The following is an 18,553-nucleotide window of genomic DNA, read 5'->3' as shown; positions in this document are numbered from 1 at the left end:
TCAGGACCGGTAAACAACCATGGCGGAAAAGCAGTAAATTTGTTCTTCTTCCTCTTCCTGGATGGCTGCAACATTATATTTAATATCGATCAGCCTGTTTTCATCAATCCGTTCCAGGAAATGGTTCATATCCTTTTCAAGATCTTTTTCATGCTCATGGTCAAAGAGCTTCACTTTAATCAACTTTGTCCCTCCTCAATTGCTTTTTTAAGAGTATGGACGAAATATTCAGAAACTATAACCATGATAAAAAGCTGCCTGCGACAGGCAGCTTTCTTCTTTACTTCGTTTCGCCTTTCCATTCGAGCATTCCGCCAGCCATATTGCGGACTTTATAGCCCTGGTCCTGCATGTAATAGCAGACGTTCTCACTGCGGCGGCCGGAGCGGCAGATGAAAATATATTCTTTCTCATCATCAAAATAGTCCATATTGGCAGGAATATCTCCCATCCTGATATGCTTGGCGCCGGGAATCATGCCCTGCTCCACTTCTTCGTCTTCCCTTACGTCTACAAGCTCGAGCTTCTTGCCTTCCTTCAGCAACTGTTCCAGCTCTTCTGTTGTGATAATTTCAATATTTTCCATCTATGACACCCTCTCATTAATTCGTCTACCCAATATGATTAGTATAAACAAAGGAAGTAAAATAAGGCAAAAAACTGGTTCCATTGATGACAGTTTCTATCGCAATCATCTTCCCTGCCTTAAAAAATCCCCCGTTTCTCGCTGAAACAGGGGATTCCTTGCTTTAGTTGGCTACAATATTAACAAGCTTTCCTGGGACGGCAATGACCTTGCGGATTGTTTTGCCATCAATCTGCTCCTGGATTTTATCATCATCCATCGCAATCTGCTCCAAGGCTTCACGTCCCGCATCAGCAGGCACCATTAGCTTCGCTTTAACCTTGCCGTTGACCTGGATGACGATTTCAACTTCATCATCGACCAACTTGGCTTCATCATAAGCAGGCCAAGCTTCATAAGAGATAGTGCCGCTGTGACCAAGCTTCTCCCAAAGCTCTTCTGCGATATGAGGGGCAATCGGCGACAGCATTTTAACAAAACCTTCAATATAGCTTACCGGCAGTGTCTCTGCTTTATAAGCTTCATTGATGAATACCATCAGCTGTGAAATGGCTGTATTGAACCGCAGCCCCTCATAGTCTTCTGTTACCTTTTTAACTGTCTGATGGTAGGCTTTTTCAAGGCTTGATTCCGGCTCTGCATCCTTTATTCTGCTGTGCAGGTTTCCATCAGTGTCGATCAGCAGCCTCCAAACACGGTCAAGGAAGCGGCGGGCTCCGTCCAAACCGTTTGTTGACCAGGCAACAGAGGCTTCGAGCGGCCCCATGAACATTTCATACAGGCGCAGTGTGTCGGCCCCATGTGACTCGACGATTTCATCCGGATTCACTACATTGCCTTTTGATTTGCTCATTTTTTCATTGTTCTCTCCAAGGATCATCCCCTGGTTGAACAGCTTCTGGAACGGCTCCTTGGTAGAAACCACACCGATATCATACAGGAACTTATGCCAGAAGCGTGCATACAGCAAGTGCAGAACCGCATGCTCGGCACCGCCGATATAAATATCAACCGGAAGCCATTCTTTCAGCAGGTCGGCATCAGCGATCGCATTTTCGTTTTTAGGATCGATATAGCGCAGATAATACCAGCAGCTTCCCGCCCATTGCGGCATTGTATTGGTCTCACGGCGCCCTTTTTTGCCTGTTTCAGGATCTGTCACATTGACCCACTCATCAATATTGGCGAGCGGTGATTCTCCTGTTCCGGATGGTCTGATTTCTGTTGTTTTCGGAAGCATCAGCGGCAGCTCTGATTCCGGTACAGCAGTCATTGTGCCGTCTTCCCAATGGATGATCGGAATCGGCTCTCCCCAATAGCGCTGGCGGCTGAACAGCCAGTCGCGGAGGCGGTAAGTTACTTTCTTCGTCCCGATGCCCTTTTCTTCAAGCCACTCAATCGCTTTGGAAATGGCCTCTTCCTTCTGAAGGCCGTCAAGGAATCCGGAGTTCACATGCTCCCCGTCGCCTGTATACGCTTCTTTTTCGATATCTCCGCCTGCCACAACTTCCTTGATCGGCAGGCTGAACTCTTTTGCAAACTCATAGTCGCGCTCATCATGTGCAGGAACGGCCATGATGGCGCCGGTTCCATAGCTTGCAAGAACATAGTCGGCAATCCAGATCGGCATTTTATCGCCGTTTACAGGGTTGATGGCGTAAGCGCCGGTAAAGACCCCTGTTTTTTCTTTTGCCAGATCCGTACGTTCCAGATCGCTTTTGCTCTTCACTTTTTCTAAATATGCTTCGACCGCCTCAACCCGGTCTTCAGCCGTAATGCTTTCAACAAGTGAATGCTCTGGTGCAAACACCGCATAAGTCGCCCCAAAGAGTGTATCAGGACGGGTTGTAAAGACGGTGAATGTCCCTTCATGGTTCTCAATGCTGAAGGTCACTTCTGCGCCTTCAGAACGGCCGATCCAGTTCCTTTGCATGTCCTTCAGGCTTTCCGGCCAGTCAAGCTCTTCCAGATCCTCAAGCAGCCTGTCGCCGTAAGCCGTGATTTTCAGCATCCACTGCTTCATCGGGCGGCGCTCTACCGGGTGCCCTCCGCGCTCACTCTTGCCGTCGATTACTTCCTCATTAGCCAGGACTGTTCCAAGTGCCGGGCACCAGTTGACAGCCACTTCGTCAATATAGGCAAGCCCTTTTTCATACAGCTTAGTGAAAATCCATTGTGTCCACTTATAATATTCCGGGTCCGTCGTGCTGATTTCCCGGTCCCAGTCATATGAAAATCCAAGCGATTTGATCTGGCGGCGGAATGTATCGATATTTTTCTTCGTGAATTCTGCCGGATCATTGCCTGTGTCCAGGGCATATTGTTCTGCCGGAAGCCCGAAAGCATCCCAGCCCATTGGATGGAGTACATTATAGCCCTGCATCCTTTTTACACGGGACAGAATATCTGTCGCTGTATATCCTTCCGGATGCCCGACATGAAGTCCGGCGCCTGAAGGATACGGGAACATATCAAGCGCATAAAAATTGCTTTTTCCCTTTTCCTCGCCCATTTTAAATGTTTTATTGGCTTCCCAAGACTTTTGCCATTTCTTTTCAATCTCCCTGTGATTGAAGCTCATTGTGCTTTCCTCCTGCATAATATGAATTTTTCTTTTGGGGAAAGGTTTTGCCGGTCTGCTTTACAGCGAAAAAGACCATAAAAAAACCCCTCATCCCAAAACAGGGACGAGAGGATATGTATTCTCCCGCGGTACCACCCACATTAGCGGCATTGCCGCTCTCTTCATTCATCCTTAACGCGGAAAACGGCAGGCATTACTGTGGTTCACACCTGCAACTCCAAGGCGAGTTCATGACAGTCCCGGCTGGCTTGCACCTCCCGCCAGCTCTCTAATGAGCGGAACTACATCATTACTATTCCTCATCATAGTTTTTACTTTAAAATATATAAAGCTATTGTATTAAAATTCTCCTTTGTATGCAAGTATGCTCTTCAATTAGAAAAGTTATACTTTTCAATGTATGCAAAGGCTGTGCTCTCGTGCAAACAGCTTCACTATTCTTTGTGATGGCAAATAAAAGACGCAGCAGCCTTCCCGGCTGTCTGCATCTTTTCATTGCACTGTGTATCCCCCGTCAATAACAACGGCCTGCCCCGTTATGCCTCTCGCATCTTTTCCTGCCAGGAAAAGGGCATAGGCGGCAACTTCTTCTACTGATAAAAGCCTTTTCTGGGGAACCAGAGGATAAAGTACTTCTTCGAGTACCTTTTCCAGCGGGACTTTTCTTGTAACTGCCAGGTCCTTCAGCTGATTTCGGACAAGCGGGGTATCCACATAGCCCGGGCAGATGCTGTTCACGGTGATTCCATAGGGCGCAGCTTCAAGGGCAGCTACTTTTGTCAGCCCGATGACCCCATGCTTGGCGCTGTTGTAGGCAGCCTTCCCTGCAAACCCGACCAGGCCATTGATCGAGGCCATATTGATGATCCTTCCAAAGCCCTGTTTTTTCATAATCGGCAGACTATGTTTGATGGCAGTGAAAGGAGCCGTCAGCATGACCTTAAGCATAAACTCAAATGTTTCTGTCGGAAAATCTTCAATCATGGATACATGCTGAAGTCCCGCATTATTGATTAGTACATCTAATCCCCCAAATTCTTCAACCGCAGAATGGATGGACTTTTTGATTTCTTCTTCAAGTGTCACATCGCATCTCAGGCCCACTGCCCTGAACCCTTCTGCCCTCAGCTGCTCTGCAGCTTTTTCAACCTGTTCTTCCTGAATATCTGTCAGGACAAGATTAGCTCCTTGCCTGGCAAAGTTTTTTCCTATCTCATACCCTATCCCCTGGGCAGCCCCGGTGATAAGAACTGTTCTTCCTTGCACCATTTCTTTTCTCCTTCCATAAAGGAAAGGAAGGGATTGGATAAATCTCTTCCTTTTCGAAAAATGTTATATGCCCAGTCCAAGCGAGAATAAGAGGATCGCCAATGCCAGGCCGAGCAGAGGTACGATGACAGTCACAATGCCGACAGCTCCATACGCATCCTGGTGGGTCTCTCCGCAGATGGATCTGACTGTTGTGACCACATAGCCGTTATGCGGCAGGGAATCCAGAGCACCTGATGAAATGGCCGCTACACGGTGCAGTGCTTCTGGGTTGACTCCCATATCCATATAGTGCGGCGCAATCAGCGGCAGGGCGATTACCTGGCCTCCGGATGCGGAGCCAGTCATCCCGGCGATAACACTGACCGCGATTGCTCCTCCGATCAAAGGGCTTCCGGGGATATCTGTCATAAAGTCGACCGCTGTCTGGAACGCAGGCACTGCCTTGGCCACCCCGCCGAATCCTACGACCGCGGCGGTATTGCCGATGGCAATAAGCGCTCCAAGCGTCCCCTCGGAAACAGCATTCCAGAAATTCCTGAAGTACTTCCTGTTCAGCAGATAAGTAGCGATGACTCCTCCCAATAAAGCAATGATAAGTGCGGATTGTGCGAGTGAGTCATGAAAAATAAAGGCAATGACCAGCACGACTGCCAAAGGCAGGACTCCCATTACAGGATGCGGAAGTTCTTTTTTCTCGGCCACCGGATCTGTTTCCCTGGAAATAAAGGATTCACCCTTGCTGACGGCTTTTGTAATGATCCTTTTCAGCCACCAGTAGCCGAAAATCATCATGAAGACTGCGACAATAAGGCTGACCTCCCAGCCAGCGTACGGGGATGTACCCAAGTGTTCAATCGGGATCCAGTTCTGGATTTCAGGAGATCCCGCAGAAGTCATAGTGAAGGTGACCGACCCAAATGCAAGGGCGGCCGGAATGAAGCGGCGCGGAAGATTGGCCTGCTTAAAAAGGCTCAATGCCATCGGATAAACGGAGAAAGCTACAACGAACAAACTCACGCCACCATAAGTCAAAACCGCACAAGAAGCTACTATTGCAAGGACAGCGTATTTCATTCCCAGCTTTCCAACAATCAATTCAGCGACACTGTCGGCTGCACCGCTGTCTTCCATGACTTTTCCAAAAATGGCGCCAAGCAGGAACATCAGATACCAGGATGTTACAAACCCTGAAAAGCCCGACATATAATTTCCTACCAGGTTGGCCTCCCCCTCGCCCGCCAGCTGCGGAAATAATGGCATCCCGCTCAACACGGCAACAAACAGAGCTGAAAGCGGCCCGACAACAAGCAGGTTCATGCCCCTCATCGTCAGGAATATCAGGAGGGCAAGCCCACCTACCAATCCAATCATACTAAGCATTCGTTTTCCCCCTTATTTATCTCCTTATTTGAAACCGTTTACATTTAAAAGGATAACACCCTCCCTTCTTAAGATTTTGTCTGCCCATATTCCAATGCAAGATATGTGCCAAGTGTCCGAATAAGCAGCAGCAGGTAAAGGAGGCTATTCTGCGAATTTTTTTCCGGATTTCCGGAAAAAAAGTTTTTGCCTATAAAATTTGCGGAGGTTCTGGATTACTAGATAATCGCCTTCAATAAACAAGCAAGAGAAATCTTTATCTTCTTTTCAAAAAAAAACAAAAGTCCGGAAGACCGGAATATTTTCCGATTTTCCGGACTGCTAGATTTCCAGCCCGTATTTTTTCACCTTTTCATAAAAAGTCGACTTGCTGATGCCCAAAACCTTAGCAGCTTTCAGCTTATCATCTTTATACTTTTCCAGGCTCTGCGCCAGGACTCTCTTCTCTGTCTCTTCAAGGATTTCCTTCAGTTTGCTCGTCCCAATCGGGAGAATGGCCCTTTCCCGCAAATATTCTGGAAGAGACCCTTTCCGGATTCGTTCATCACTGGTCAGGTAAATGGATGCTTCCATCACATTTTCTATTTCCCTTATGTTTCCCGGCCAGCTGTAGGCCTGAAAAATCTGGCGCACCTCTTCATCAATGCCCGTTATTCTCTTTCCTGACTTTTTAGTAATTTTGCCTGTAAAATAGTCGACCAGCTCATCAAGGTCTTCCATTCGCTCTCTAATGGGCGGAATGAAAAACGGAACTACATTTATTCTGTAAAACAGATCCTCCCGGAACCGTTTTTCTTCCATCATTTTCTCCAGAGGCCTGTTTGTCGCGGCGATGATCCGGACATCGACTGAGATAGGCTTAACAGAGCCCACTGCCTCGACTTCACCTTCCTGAAGGACGCGAAGAAGCTTAACCTGCATATTGAGCGGCATATCGCCGATTTCGTCCAAAAATAAAGTCCCACCATGCGCCAGCTGGAACTTCCCTTTTTTCCCGCCCTTTTTCGCCCCGGTAAAAGCTCCTTCCTCATATCCAAAAAGCTCGGATTCAAGGAGATGCTCCGGTATCGCACCGCAATTAATTTTGACAAAAGGCTGATGGCTCCTGGCGCTGAGCTGATGAATGCTGTGGGCAAAAAGCTCTTTTCCTGTCCCGCTTTCACCTCTGATCAGAATGGATATATCGCTGGAAGCGATCATTTTGACTTTTTCCTTCAGGCTGGCAATCTGCTTTGATTTCCCCAAAATATCCTCAAGGCTGTATTTCACCCCGCTGTCGATATGCTGGATATAATGCTGGATTTTATTCAGCAGGCTTTTGACATGGCTGTTCATCTTCATCCATTCCTGTGTATCGCGGAAAAAGACGGTTCCGAATGCGCCGATGATTTCTCCTCCTGACATGATCGGCATCCTGTTGGCAATCATATAATTCCCTTTTATATACTGCAGATCTGCCACTTCTTCTTTCCCGGTCGAGGCAACGATATGCATTCTTGTATTTTCGATCACTCCGGTCACATCCCGGCCGATTACTTCATCGCGTTCACAGCCGATAAATTCGCAATAATTGCGGTTGATATAGATGATTTTGCCTTCCTTATCGACCACTACCAGCCAGCCGAAAGCATTTTCAACAATCGTTTCCAGGATCTCGTATGGAAGCTCCATTAATGTTTTATTCATCTGCTTCTCCCTTAACTCTAATCTTACTTGAATTTTATCACATTTTTCTGATAATAAAGGAGGGAGGATAAAAAATTGGGACAAGCTGGTTTGGCATTTCCTTTTGTATACCCTTCTCTAAAAGAAGGGTTGGCGCAGTCATGCAGTCTGTTCATTTCCGTTCCAGGCACTTCGCTTTCCGCGGGGCGACGCTGAGCCTCCTCGCGCTGCGCGCTGCGGGGTCTCAGCATTGCCGCTGCAATCCCGCAGGAGTCTACGTGCCTTGCACTGCAATGAACAGGTTTATTTAAACTTTGATGGCAGTTAGAACCGCTTTGGAAGAATTCAAGTATAATTTCCCCCCATCTTATCGCCTGCCTTTGTAAATAAATACTTCACAGAACAATTGGACAGATTAATGTCAGAAATGTGGGTGAAACATGGACTAGCACAGCCAAATAAGAAGCGCCGGAATCCGGCGCTTAGGATGCACGAACAGTCATTTCTTCCGACTGCTTCAGCTTTTTATCATACATGATGGTTGTAAAGATGGAAATGACCAGCAGTCCGATCAATACGGAGAACAGCATGCCCATCCCATTCATATCTACAAGGATCCCGCCAAGAAGCGGCCCGATCATCCGGCCGCCGGTCGCCGTACTGTTGACGATTCCCTGGTAGAAACCTTCCCGCCCTTTTGGGGCAAGATCATTGGCGATAGTCGGCACAGCCGGCCAAATGAGCATTTCACCGATTGTGAGAATGACCATGGAAGCAATGAATGCAGAGAATTGCTCAGCAGAAGCTGCCAGGGCAAATGAAACGATGAATATGATGATCCCGGTAATGATCTGTGTCTTCAGATTCTTGCCGATTTTTTTCAGAATTACATTTAAAAACGGCTGTCCAAGGACGATAAGTGCTCCATTGATTGTCCACAGCAGGCTGTATTGCTTCAGGGAAATATTGATTTCCTGTGTATAAGCCGCAATCGTGGACTGCCACTGGACATAGCCGACCCAGCACAACAGATAGCCGGCACAAAGGATCAATAATGCGTACAGCTTGGCATGGTTCTTGATCCTTTTGTTTTCTTTCAGGACAGATGTCTGGTTTCCTGAAATCGTCTGGATCCCTTTATAGCCAAAGACTGCTATTAGAAGGAAAATAATATACATTAATGCATTCGCAAGGAAAATCAATTGGAAGGAATAGGAGGCGACAAGCCCTCCAAGAGCTGCTCCAACCGCGACACCCAGATTCTGAGCTACATAAATGGCGTTGAACGATTTCCTCCCGCCTTCCTTCCAGACCGAACCGGCCATGGCATACATGGATGGAAAAACAATCCCGGATCCGAATCCGATGACAGTCAGGAAGATCACATAATGCGGCCATCCATGCCAGATGGTCAGGCCTGTGAGAGCTAATACTGTAATGCCTATTCCAAGGAGGATTGATTTATATCCCCCGATTTTATCAAAAAGATATCCGCCGTATAAATTTCCGGCAACACTGGCTGCAGAATTGAGCATCAGCACAATCCCCGCAACCGACAGCGACTTGCCCAGATGGTCGTGAATGTAAATGGCATTAAGAGGCCACAAAAAAGAAGAGCCTGTTACATTCACCGCCATCCCTATAATTAAAAGCCAGAGGGCACGAGGCATGAAAAACGCTCCTTTGCTTAAATAATATTTCGAACACCAAAACAATTCTAGTGGTTTTTACCCTTCCCTGCAATAGAAAAGTTTCATGTTTTTTCGCCTAAACTTTCCAGGGATTGAATAAAAATAAACAAAAGAAAATATCGTCCTGCCCAGCAGCTGTTTTTCTCAATGGAAAACAGGCGGAAAGCGTGTATAGCATGTGGGTTTATATTCATTTTCCATCTAAAAATAAAGGAGGAGTTTTCATGCCAAGGGCAGCCATCAGCGATTACCTTGAACTGTATTATGAGGATTCAGGAACCGGGACACCGGTCATTTTCATACATGGCGTCTGGATGAGCAGCGCTTTTTTCAGAAAGCAGCTCGGAAGGATTTCCGGTGCGAGGACTATTGCAGTCGATATGAGGGGACATGGAAAATCAGGCCAGCCGCATTCCGGCCATACCATTTCTTCGTATGCCAGGGATCTTCACGACTTTATGGAGAAGCTTGAATTAAAGGATGTGGTCCTTGCCGGCTGGTCAATGGGGGCATTTATCGTCTGGGAATATATTAAGCAGTTCGGTGAGGAGAACCTCAAGGGTACGATCATTGTGGATGAATTGGCATCTGATTTTAGATGGCCGGATTTTCCGATGGGCGCATTTGATATGCCGACCCTGATCCATTTCATGCAGGAAATTCAAAATAACAGGAGGGAGTTCGTAAGCGGATTTCTGCCATTGATGTTCAAGGAAAGCATTAAAGAAAACGATTTAGAATGGATGATGGATGCTGTTACAGCGATGCCTGAATCAATTGCATCAAGCATCTTATTCGATCAATCAATCGTTGACTACCGGCCGCTCTATCCCACCCTGAAAAAGCCGTCTCTGCTCTGCTATGGCAGGGAAGAAAAACTGATACCGGTGGCGGCTGGCCAATATATACAAGAGCATAGCGCTGATTCTGAGCTGATTATCTTTGAAAACAGCTGCCATTGCCCCTTCCTTGAAGAAGCTGATTTATTCAATGAAACGGTGGAAAGTTTCCTTGTCAGGCTTGGATAATAGGTTAAGCCGGCTCATTCTGGATGAGCCGGCTTATTTTTATGAAAGCTGTTCAGGTTCGGGATGCTGCTTCGACTTAATGGGCTGGCTCCCAAGATTTTTTTCATATTTCTTTTTTGATTCTTTTACAGGATCATAATCCCTGCCAATTTCAATATCCTGGTTATTGATGCCGTTTCGTGTCTTTTGTTCGGGATTATTCTGCTTTGAACGTTTTTTCATCATGCTTCCCCCTTAATGCCTGAGCAGTGTCATGCTGTTCTGAAGCTGCTGCAGCTGAAGCCTCATCCTGTGGAGCTGCTCCCGCTGCTGAGCATTGGCGCTATGGGCAAGATCCGCCATATCATTGAAAGCAGCCTCCAGCCCCTGCATCGCATCGGCATATTCATGGTTGTTAAAGTGCTCCTGCATGCTCGCCTGCTGGTATTGCTCATTTGCATTTCTTATCGCATCTTCACACTGCTGAAGAAATTGTTCTACAGATTGACGGGTAGCCATCATATACCCTCCTTATAAATCTCAGTGGAGAAGCTTTAAGCTTCCCTATTAGTGTGTTTCACGGGCACATTTCTATCACAGACTTAAGGCGGGAAATCATGGCAGCCCAATCCCCCCCAACCGGCTGACTGGCAAAAATTTATAAAACAATTGCTCTGGTAAACATTGCTGTTGATTTTGAGCTCATATATCCGGATAATCACAGCTGAAAGGCTTGTGAAACAAAGTTTCACAAGCATGGCCCATAATCAACAAAGTATATACCCTATGCCCCAGCAATTTAATTTATGGTAAAATCCATAATATAAAAGCGGATGCTCCGCGTTTATCAAAGGAGGTGTCTGACATGAATCAGGCCAATCCTTTTTCATTTGCCTCAGACAATAAAAGATACCACACGTGGAATTACCATCTCCGCCAGGTTTTTGGCCATAAAGTCTTCAAAGTGGCTCTTGATGGAGGTTTTGACTGCCCGAACCGGGACGGTACACGTGCCTTTGGCGGCTGTACTTTCTGCAGTGCTGCCGGCTCAGGAGACTTTGCCGGCAACCGGGCTGATGATCTGGAAAACCAATTTAATGAAATCAAGCAGAAGATGCATCATAAATGGAAAGATGGCAAGTATATGGCTTACTTCCAGGCCTTCACCAACACACATGCACCTGTCGAAGTATTGAGGGAGCGCTACGAAAAGGTGCTTGCCCAGGAAGATGTTGTCGGCCTGTCGATAGCGACACGCCCGGACTGCCTTCCAGATGATGTTATCGAATATCTGGCTGAACTGAACGAAAGAACTTATCTATGGGTAGAGCTTGGCCTGCAGACAGTGCATGAGGGTACTGCCCGGCTGATCAACAGGGCGCATGATTATCAGTGCTATACTGACGGTGTCAGCAAACTCCGCAGGCATGGCATCCGCGTCTGTTCGCATATCATCAATGGCCTTCCGCTTGAAACGCCGGACATGATGATGGAGACGGCCCGTGAGGTGTACAAGCTTGATGTTCAGGGAATAAAGATTCACCTTCTTCACCTCCTGAAAGGAACACCGATGGTCAAGCAGTATGAGAAAGGGATGCTTGAATTTCTCTCCCAGGAAGACTATGTCCGCCTCGTCTGCGATCAGCTTGAAATCCTTCCTCCAGAAATGATTATCCACCGGATAACGGGGGACGGACCGATCAATCTTATGATTGGCCCTATGTGGAGCGTCAATAAATGGGATGTCCTCAATTCCATTGATGCAGAGATGAAGCGCCGCGGCAGCTGGCAGGGAAAATATTATACACAGCCTTCTGAAACCGGTGCTTTACAGTAAGTCATGTCCGCATCAGCTGCACCGGAAACGATCGGTGCAGCCTGTTTTGTCTTAATAGCTTATACCTATAATACATACAGTTATGCAATTGGAGGTTTGTCATGAAACTTGAGAGAATTCTTCCCTATGCCCGGACCATCCTTGAGAAAGCGGTAAGTCCCGGGGATATTGTTGTAGACGCCACTCTTGGCAATGGCCATGATGCCCTTTACCTGGCCAATCTGGTCGGGCCGAATGGGCGGGTATATGGGTTTGACATCCAGGAACAGGCTATACATAATAGCAGAATCCGCTTATCCGGACATGGCATGGAAGAGCGCGCAACCCTTTTCCACAGCGGCCACGAACAGCTCCTGGAATGCATACCGCCTGTCCATCATAAGAAGATTGCTGCGGCAATCTTCAATCTGGGCTATCTGCCGGGAAGCGACAAAACTGTGGTTACCCGGCCGCGCACAACCATTTCTGCAATTGAACAGCTCCTGGAAGTCATGCCAGCAGAAGCTGTCATCGTCCTGGTGATCTACCATGGACATTTTGAAGGGGCGGTTGAAAGGGACTATCTCCTGCGATATGTTAAAACCATTGAGCAGGAGCGCGCCCATGTCCTGCAATACCAATTCATCAACCAGGCCAATAAACCGCCTTTTATTATTGCCATTGAAAAAAGATGAAAGCCTGCCGCTGTGCAGGCTTCTTTGTTATATCACTGCAATGTACGGGCGGGGAAACACTGTGGGGCAGCAAGACGGGGCCAGTTTTATCATTCTCCTTATCCAATGAAACAGCGCTGCCTAAAGACAGCGCTGTACAATGCCAATTTTAAAAAAGCAGCCTGGCCAATCCTGCAGGCACCCATTTCTGTACGGTCCGATAGGCCCTTCCATTTACATAAAAGAAATAGCTGACTGGACCGCCTGTTCTTATGATATGGCGGGCCAGGCGGCGCACATGCTTTTGCCTGCGCACTTTTTCATCGGAGAGGTAAATGCCGAGCAGCCCCCTGTTGATAAGCCGGTGGAAGCTCTTGTGCGGCAGTCCTTCAATATGCTTATCCGCTTCGGCAATAAAGTGCTGCAATCGTGCAAAAAGCTGCTGTTCATCCTGATAATAGAAGCAGAAATTCAAATCTCCTCCCTCCAGGTCTTCCTCCTGGTCGATCAGGTAATCGAGGAGGATATGAAGTCCCTGGATATAAGGAAAATAGCCGTGGCGGATCTTTGCTGCATCCTCATCGGCAAATTCATCAGACAGGGCGAAGGACACAAGACTGAAAATGCCGAGTGTAGAGCCGGAACAGGCTGAAAACTCATACCATTCCATTTCAGGTACAAGTCCCCTGTATTCTGCATGCCAATTTTGCAGCCTCGGGACACGTTCTTCGAGACAGACATGTTTATGGATCTGCAGATCGGAGTAATAGCGGCAAAGCTCCTTCAAATAAGAGCGGATGCTTTCATAATGCCTGCAGCCCCTCAGCATCCCCCGGCAGGCGCCGGCCAATTCTGCGAGATACCCGCCATCCTCTTTCTCCTGCCGCTCCCGGTAGTAATCACCTGATCCCGGCTCAAGGGAAAGGGCATCATCCATTGCCTCATGAAGGGCGGAGAAATCAGCAGGGTCCTGGGAAGTGCTTCGGTCACAAAGATTATCCAGATAATCGCTGACCGTCTGATAGGCGACAATGAACCGGACTGCCTCCTTGTACCGGTCCTTGGCCAAAAGGGCCATGATGGCCCCTCCCTCGCAGTGGAAGGCTTTATGGCCGATGCTTGCCAGCGCCTGCTTTCTAAGCTCCGGATCAGGGATATTCTCTGCTCTTTCCCTCCAGTACGCCAGCTCGCGGTGGACTTCAGGGATTATTTTTTTATATACCTTTGTCATTAAAGGAATCGGCATGGAAGGTACAGTCATTTCAACACCTCTTATACAAGGTAGCCGAGCGTTTTCAGCTGGCTGTCGACAAAGTCCTTGGCATATTCGAAAATTTCTTCCCGTTCCGGTTCATTGAAGATTTCATGATAGCATTTAGGCCATTCCTTGAACCTTTTTTCAGACAAGGGCGCCTGATTGAACCAGTTTTTGACCGTCGCTTTATTGACAATCTTGTCCTCCCCTCCCTGCATGACAAGCATGGGGATATCCTGTGTCTTTTCCTGATTCTCAAAAGCGAGCTTTATGGCATGGACCAGCTCCCTGTACCATCTGACAGACACCTTTGTCACATAAAGGCTGTCATTCAGGTCTGCCTCCTGCACATCCTTGTTTCTTGTAGCCATTTCAATCGACAGCCCGGAATTGAGCCTGAGGCCCGGCGCCACTTTATTAAGCCCGTAAGATAAAAGATTCAGCACACCGGATGGCTTTTGGATCAGCCCGAGGCATGGCGAGGACAAGATGATCCCCGCCAGCTTCATCCGTTCCTCCTGAAGCAGCCTGATTGAGGCAAGGCCCCCCATGCTGTGCCCGAGCAGAAATACCGGCAGTTCAAACTGATAGGCAGCCTGGATCCAGTCCTTAATTTCAAATATGTATTCATCAAAGGAGTCGATATGGCCTCTTCTTGATCTGGTTGTCATGCCCTGGCCGGGAAGATCGCCCATAATTACATGAAAACCGGATAAGCGCCACATTTCGATAAGCCAGCCGTAGCGGCGATGATGCTCCATGGCCCCATGGACCATAACAATAACCGCTTTAGCTTCACCTTCAGCTTCCCATTTCCACATAGTCTTCCTCCTGTTAGTACAAATTTTCTACTAGCATTATCCTATAACCTGAAGCTATTTGCCAAATGGCAGCTTCGCCTGTAAAAAACAATCTTCTGAAAAAAATGGCGGCCTGCTCTGACAAAAGATGATAAAATCTAACTATTACAACTAGGGAGTGTATAAAATGATATACCCATATAAAGGGAAAATGCCCCGCATTTCGCCGACAGCGTACATTGCTGATTATGCGACCATCACCGGGGATGTTGAAATAGGAGACGAATCCAGCATCTGGTTCAATACGGTCATCCGCGGCGATGTAGCCCCGACAATCATCGGCAAAAAAGTAAATGTGCAGGACAATTCCGTCCTTCACCAAAGCCCTGGCAACCCGCTTATCATTGAAGATGAAGCGACCATCGGCCACCAGGTCATCCTTCACAGCTGCACCATCCGCAAAAAAGCGCTGGTCGGCATGGGTTCCATCATCCTCGACAACGCCGAAATCGGGGATGGCGCCTTTATCGGGGCCGGCAGCCTTGTAGCTCAGGGCAAGAAGATCCCGCCCAATACGCTGGCATTCGGAAGGCCAGCCAAGGTAATCAGGGAACTGACAGAAGAGGATATTAAGGATATGGAGCGGATCAGCCGCGAGTATGCCGAAAAGGGCCAGTATTATAAGTCGCTCAAAGATTAGAAGGCGGCTGCAGAACGGACAGGCTAGTTACTTTATAGTTACCCTATTGGAAAAAACTTATGCTTATCAGCAAAACGCGGCTGAATGGGCTGGAACAAGATAACACAGGGTGGTGCAAATGAATTATCTCTTTATTGTTATTCTATTGCTGCTGATCTTTTTTCTTTCTCTTCTTTTTAAAGCGAAGAAAGGGAAACGGCTCTTCAGCCCTCTTATTCTATTTATCTTCATTGCTGTTCTCCTTGCAGGGGCCATGGCCATTGACCATAATCAGCCAGGTTCACCAGGGGGCATTGCGGACCGGATTAAGTCATGGATCAGGTCTCCTTTGACCTCAGCAAGTTCCTTTTTGGACAAGACGCTTGACCGGCCTATCATAAAAATCAAGGATGAGGTGCTGCTTGATGCCCCTGCCCAGCATCAGCTCCCGGAGCTTCCGCGGGGCTGCGAGGTCACAAGTCTCGGCATGCTGCTGCAGCATGCCGGGGTTCAGGCAGATAAAATGGCGCTTGCAAAGGAAATAAAAAAAGAACCGACTCCCTACAAAAAGGAGAATGGCAAAGTATATTACGGCCATCCGAACGACGGCTTCATCGGGGACATGTACTCCCTTGATGCACCCGGTCTCGGTGTGTACCACAAGCCTATCAAGGATCTGGCCGAAAAGTACCTTCCTGGCGATATAATCGATTTGACGGGTTCTGACTTTACAGAGCTGAAAACACATCTATCAGATGGACAGCCTGTCTGGGTGATTACGAATACGGCCTATCAGAAACTGTCTCCCGACTATTTCCAGACATGGGAGACGCCAAGCGGGCCGGTTGAGATCACTTATAAAGAACATTCAGTCCTGATCACCGGATATGATTCCGAATATGTATATTTCAACGATCCGCTCACAGGAGAGAAAAATAAAAAAGCACCCATTGATGGCTTTGAAGAAGCCTGGGTGCAGATGGGAAGACAGGCAATCACCTATCTATCCCGCTAGCCTTTCATTGGCTGAAAGGATGGTTCGCTGATCAGTTCCTTTTCAAATGAATACTTCTTTTCGACATACACATCATGCCAGAGCATAAACATGAGCACAGTCCAGATTTTCCGGCTGTTGTCTGCTTTATCCTGGCAGTGGTCTTCAAGAAGCTTCAGAACATAATCTTTGTTGAGCAAATGATCCGTGCTGCTTTCGCGGATTATTTTTTTTGCCCACCCGTTCATCTCGTCCTTCAGCCAGTGTCGGATCGGGACAGGGAAGCCAAGCTTCTTCCGGGTAAGGACATGGTCAGGCACAACGCCTTCCGCTGCTTTTCTCAGGATATATTTGGTCGTTCCATTGGCCGTCTTCAGGCTTGTAGGGATCCTTGATGCCACATTGAATACCTCTTTATCAAGGAATGGCACGCGAAGCTCAAGGGAATGGGCCATGGTCATTTTATCAGCCTTCAGTAAAATATCGCCGCGCATCCAGGTATGGATGTCGATATACTGCATGCGGTCCACCGGATCATAGCCGCGGCTCTCAGCATATAAAGGCCTCGTGATATCTTTATAATCGATTCCGTTCTGGTAGACGCCAAGGAGGCTGCGCTTTTCTTCTTCAGTGAACATTTTGGCATTTCCGATATATCTTTCTTCCATCGGCGTCACGCCGCGTTCAATGAAGCTTTTGCCTTTCATGCCCTCCGGCATCATCTTGGCAATCAGCCTCAGGAAGGCTTTCCCGACCTGCGGTATTTTATTGAACATTTCAAGCGACTGAGGCTCGCGGTAAATATTATATCCGCCGAACAGCTCATCCGCACCTTCTCCTGAAAGGACGACCGTTACATGCTTCCTTGCTTCACGGGCAACGAAGTATAAAGGCACACATGCCGGATCTGCGAGCGGATCGTCCATATGCCACATGATCCTGGGCAATTCATCCATATACTCCTGCGGTGTGATAACATAGCTGATGTTTTCAACACCAAGCTTATCCGCTGTTTCTTTGGCTACATCAATTTCGCTGAACCCGTTCCGCTCAAAACCGACAGAAAAAGTCTTGATATTCGGATGGTACTGTTTTGCAATGGATGCAATGATGGAAGAATCAATGCCTCCGGATAGGAAAGAACCGACCGGTACATCGCTTCGCATATGCATTTTAACTGAATCGAACAGGACGTCTTTGATTTCTTTCACAAATTCTGGCTCAGACTTTTGGACAGGCTGGAAAGATGCTTTCCAATAGCGTTTGATGTCCATCGGAGAACCGATTTTTTTTGTGAAATAATGGCCTGGTTCAAGCTTATGGATGCCCGCGGACATTGTTTCCGGCTCCGGGACAAACTGGTAGGTCAAATAATGCTGGAGGGACTCATAGTTCAGGACGTCGTTTTCCAGCGCCATCAGGATACTTTTCTTTTCAGAAGCAAAGAATGTTTTCCCGTCATTCTCGAGGTAGAAGAAAGGCTTGATCCCGAAATGGTCCCTTGCCCCGTACAAGGACTGCTCCTGCTTATCCCAGATGACAAATGAGAACATCCCGCGGAGCTTTTCGACCGCTTTTTCCTTCAGGTGGCTGTAAAGCGCAATAATTACTTCTGTATCTGAATTCGTCTCAAATGTAAGGCCTTCTTTTAAGAGTTCTTCCCGAAGCTCCACATAGTTGTAGACTTCGCCATTGAAAATGATCCAGTATCTTTCATTTTCATAGGTCAGCGGCTGATGGCCGCATTCGATGTCAATGATGCTCAGGCGGCGGAAGCCGAACTGAATATGCTCATCATTATAATAGCCTGCATCATCAGGCCCCCTGTGGGTAATAATATTATTCATATTTTCAAACTGCTGCTTTTGCGCATCGTTCAGGACTTGCGCATTTTCATGGACACAGCCGATAAAACCGCACATTATGTAGTTCACCTTCTTCAATTTAGTCAAAATCCCATTCCGTCTGAAAAAACAGCGGAAGGCATTCATGCCGGTGCAGCGCCTGCCCGGCCAGCCATAATCTGCAATATCACACATTGTTTCCCCAAAAACATACTCTCTAATACTACCACTAAACCTGAAAAAATGGCACTATCAACATGAAAAACGGGCAGGGGAAAAATTAGGCATTTACATGAATTATTCACA

Annotated in this window: 17 protein-coding genes and 1 other annotated feature; of the genes, 5 read left to right on the top strand and 12 right to left on the bottom strand. The window is 47.5% G+C overall.

The annotated features are described in order from the left end of the window. From Q9R36_RS14535 to Q9R36_RS14505, 7 genes are all read right to left on the bottom strand, one after another. The gene (locus Q9R36_RS14535) at nt 1–183 is read right to left on the bottom strand and encodes a sporulation protein Cse60 (protein ID WP_009795251.1); all 183 of its coding nucleotides are present in this window, start codon (nt 181–183) and stop codon (nt 1–3) included. Nucleotides 184–280: 97 nt separating this feature from the next. Continuing rightward, on the bottom strand, nt 281–586 hold the full coding sequence (locus tag Q9R36_RS14530) for a rhodanese-like domain-containing protein (RefSeq protein ID WP_009795252.1): 306 nt from the start codon (nt 584–586) through the stop codon (nt 281–283). A 163-nt stretch (nt 587–749) separates the two neighbouring features. Beyond that, nucleotides 750–3,167, bottom strand: a complete 2,418-nt coding sequence (gene leuS / locus Q9R36_RS14525; protein WP_311225435.1) for a leucine--tRNA ligase — start codon at nt 3,165–3,167, stop codon at nt 750–752. Between the two features lie 99 nt (nt 3,168–3,266). Continuing rightward, nucleotides 3,267–3,485: a binding site (T-box leader), on the bottom strand. Nucleotides 3,486–3,662: 177 nt separating this feature from the next. Beyond that, a complete protein-coding gene (locus tag Q9R36_RS14520) occupies nt 3,663–4,439 on the bottom strand; it encodes a 3-hydroxybutyrate dehydrogenase (RefSeq protein WP_253618206.1) in 777 nt (258 codons plus the stop codon). Between the two features lie 63 nt (nt 4,440–4,502). After that, a complete protein-coding gene (locus tag Q9R36_RS14515; protein WP_022544298.1) occupies nt 4,503–5,822 on the bottom strand; it encodes a GntP family permease in 1,320 nt (439 codons plus the stop codon). Nucleotides 5,823–6,143: 321 nt separating this feature from the next. Continuing rightward, on the bottom strand, nt 6,144–7,508 hold the full coding sequence (locus Q9R36_RS14510) for a sigma-54 interaction domain-containing protein (RefSeq protein WP_187445550.1): 1,365 nt from the start codon (nt 7,506–7,508) through the stop codon (nt 6,144–6,146). Between the two features lie 461 nt (nt 7,509–7,969). Beyond that, complete coding sequence (locus Q9R36_RS14505; protein ID WP_311225434.1) at nt 7,970–9,157, bottom strand: MDR family MFS transporter; 1,188 nt, start codon at nt 9,155–9,157, stop codon at nt 7,970–7,972. A 245-nt stretch (nt 9,158–9,402) separates the two neighbouring features. On the opposite strand from Q9R36_RS14505, the gene Q9R36_RS14500 reads away from it, so the two are divergent. Then, nucleotides 9,403–10,206 carry an alpha/beta fold hydrolase gene (locus Q9R36_RS14500; protein ID WP_311225433.1) on the top strand — a complete coding sequence of 268 codons (804 nt, stop codon included), beginning with the start codon at nt 9,403–9,405 and terminating at the stop codon, nt 10,204–10,206. A 39-nt stretch (nt 10,207–10,245) separates the two neighbouring features. On the opposite strand, the gene Q9R36_RS14495 is transcribed toward Q9R36_RS14500, so the two are convergent. Both Q9R36_RS14495 and Q9R36_RS14490 read right to left on the bottom strand, forming a co-directional pair. Further along, nucleotides 10,246–10,428 carry a glycogen biosynthesis protein GlgD gene (locus Q9R36_RS14495; protein WP_224898268.1) on the bottom strand — a complete coding sequence of 61 codons (183 nt, stop codon included), beginning with the start codon at nt 10,426–10,428 and terminating at the stop codon, nt 10,246–10,248. 12 nt (nt 10,429–10,440) lie between these two features. Next, the gene (locus Q9R36_RS14490) at nt 10,441–10,704 is read right to left on the bottom strand and encodes a YtzC family protein (protein ID WP_257992114.1); all 264 of its coding nucleotides are present in this window, start codon (nt 10,702–10,704) and stop codon (nt 10,441–10,443) included. Between the two features lie 346 nt (nt 10,705–11,050). Between Q9R36_RS14490 and mnmL the strand changes: the two genes are divergently transcribed. Both mnmL and mnmM read left to right on the top strand, forming a co-directional pair. Beyond that, on the top strand, nt 11,051–12,022 hold the full coding sequence (gene mnmL, locus Q9R36_RS14485) for a tRNA modification radical SAM protein MnmL/YtqA (RefSeq protein ID WP_311225432.1): 972 nt from the start codon (nt 11,051–11,053) through the stop codon (nt 12,020–12,022). Nucleotides 12,023–12,123: 101 nt separating this feature from the next. Next, the gene (gene mnmM / locus Q9R36_RS14480; protein ID WP_009795266.1) at nt 12,124–12,696 is read left to right on the top strand and encodes a tRNA 5-(aminomethyl)-2-thiouridylate-methyltransferase MnmM; all 573 of its coding nucleotides are present in this window, start codon (nt 12,124–12,126) and stop codon (nt 12,694–12,696) included. Between the two features lie 148 nt (nt 12,697–12,844). Here the strand turns inward: mnmM and Q9R36_RS14475 are convergent, their stop codons facing one another. Then, nucleotides 12,845–13,936 carry a tetraprenyl-beta-curcumene synthase family protein gene (locus Q9R36_RS14475; RefSeq protein WP_311225431.1) on the bottom strand — a complete coding sequence of 364 codons (1,092 nt, stop codon included), beginning with the start codon at nt 13,934–13,936 and terminating at the stop codon, nt 12,845–12,847. 11 nt (nt 13,937–13,947) lie between these two features. Beyond that, a complete protein-coding gene (locus Q9R36_RS14470; protein WP_257992117.1) occupies nt 13,948–14,751 on the bottom strand; it encodes an alpha/beta hydrolase in 804 nt (267 codons plus the stop codon). Between the two features lie 166 nt (nt 14,752–14,917). On the opposite strand from Q9R36_RS14470, the gene Q9R36_RS14465 reads away from it, so the two are divergent. Continuing rightward, entirely contained in the window at nt 14,918–15,430 is a 513-nt protein-coding gene (locus Q9R36_RS14465; protein ID WP_257992118.1) for a gamma carbonic anhydrase, read from the top strand. A 118-nt stretch (nt 15,431–15,548) separates the two neighbouring features. Further along, entirely contained in the window at nt 15,549–16,424 is an 876-nt protein-coding gene (locus Q9R36_RS14460) for a C39 family peptidase (RefSeq protein WP_311225430.1), read from the top strand. Here Q9R36_RS14460 and asnB read toward each other — a convergent pair. Next, on the bottom strand, nt 16,421–18,325 hold the full coding sequence (asnB, locus tag Q9R36_RS14455) for an asparagine synthase (glutamine-hydrolyzing) (protein ID WP_257992216.1): 1,905 nt from the start codon (nt 18,323–18,325) through the stop codon (nt 16,421–16,423). The two genes, Q9R36_RS14460 and asnB, sit on opposite strands and share 4 nt — an antisense overlap. Between the last annotated feature and the right edge of the window lie 228 nt (nt 18,326–18,553).

Source organism: Bacillus sp. AG4(2022) (assembly GCF_031844465.1).
Classification (GTDB): domain Bacteria; phylum Bacillota; class Bacilli; order Bacillales; family Cytobacillaceae; genus Bacillus_AB; species Bacillus_AB infantis.
This window is presented reverse-complemented; position numbering and strand designations above follow the sequence as displayed.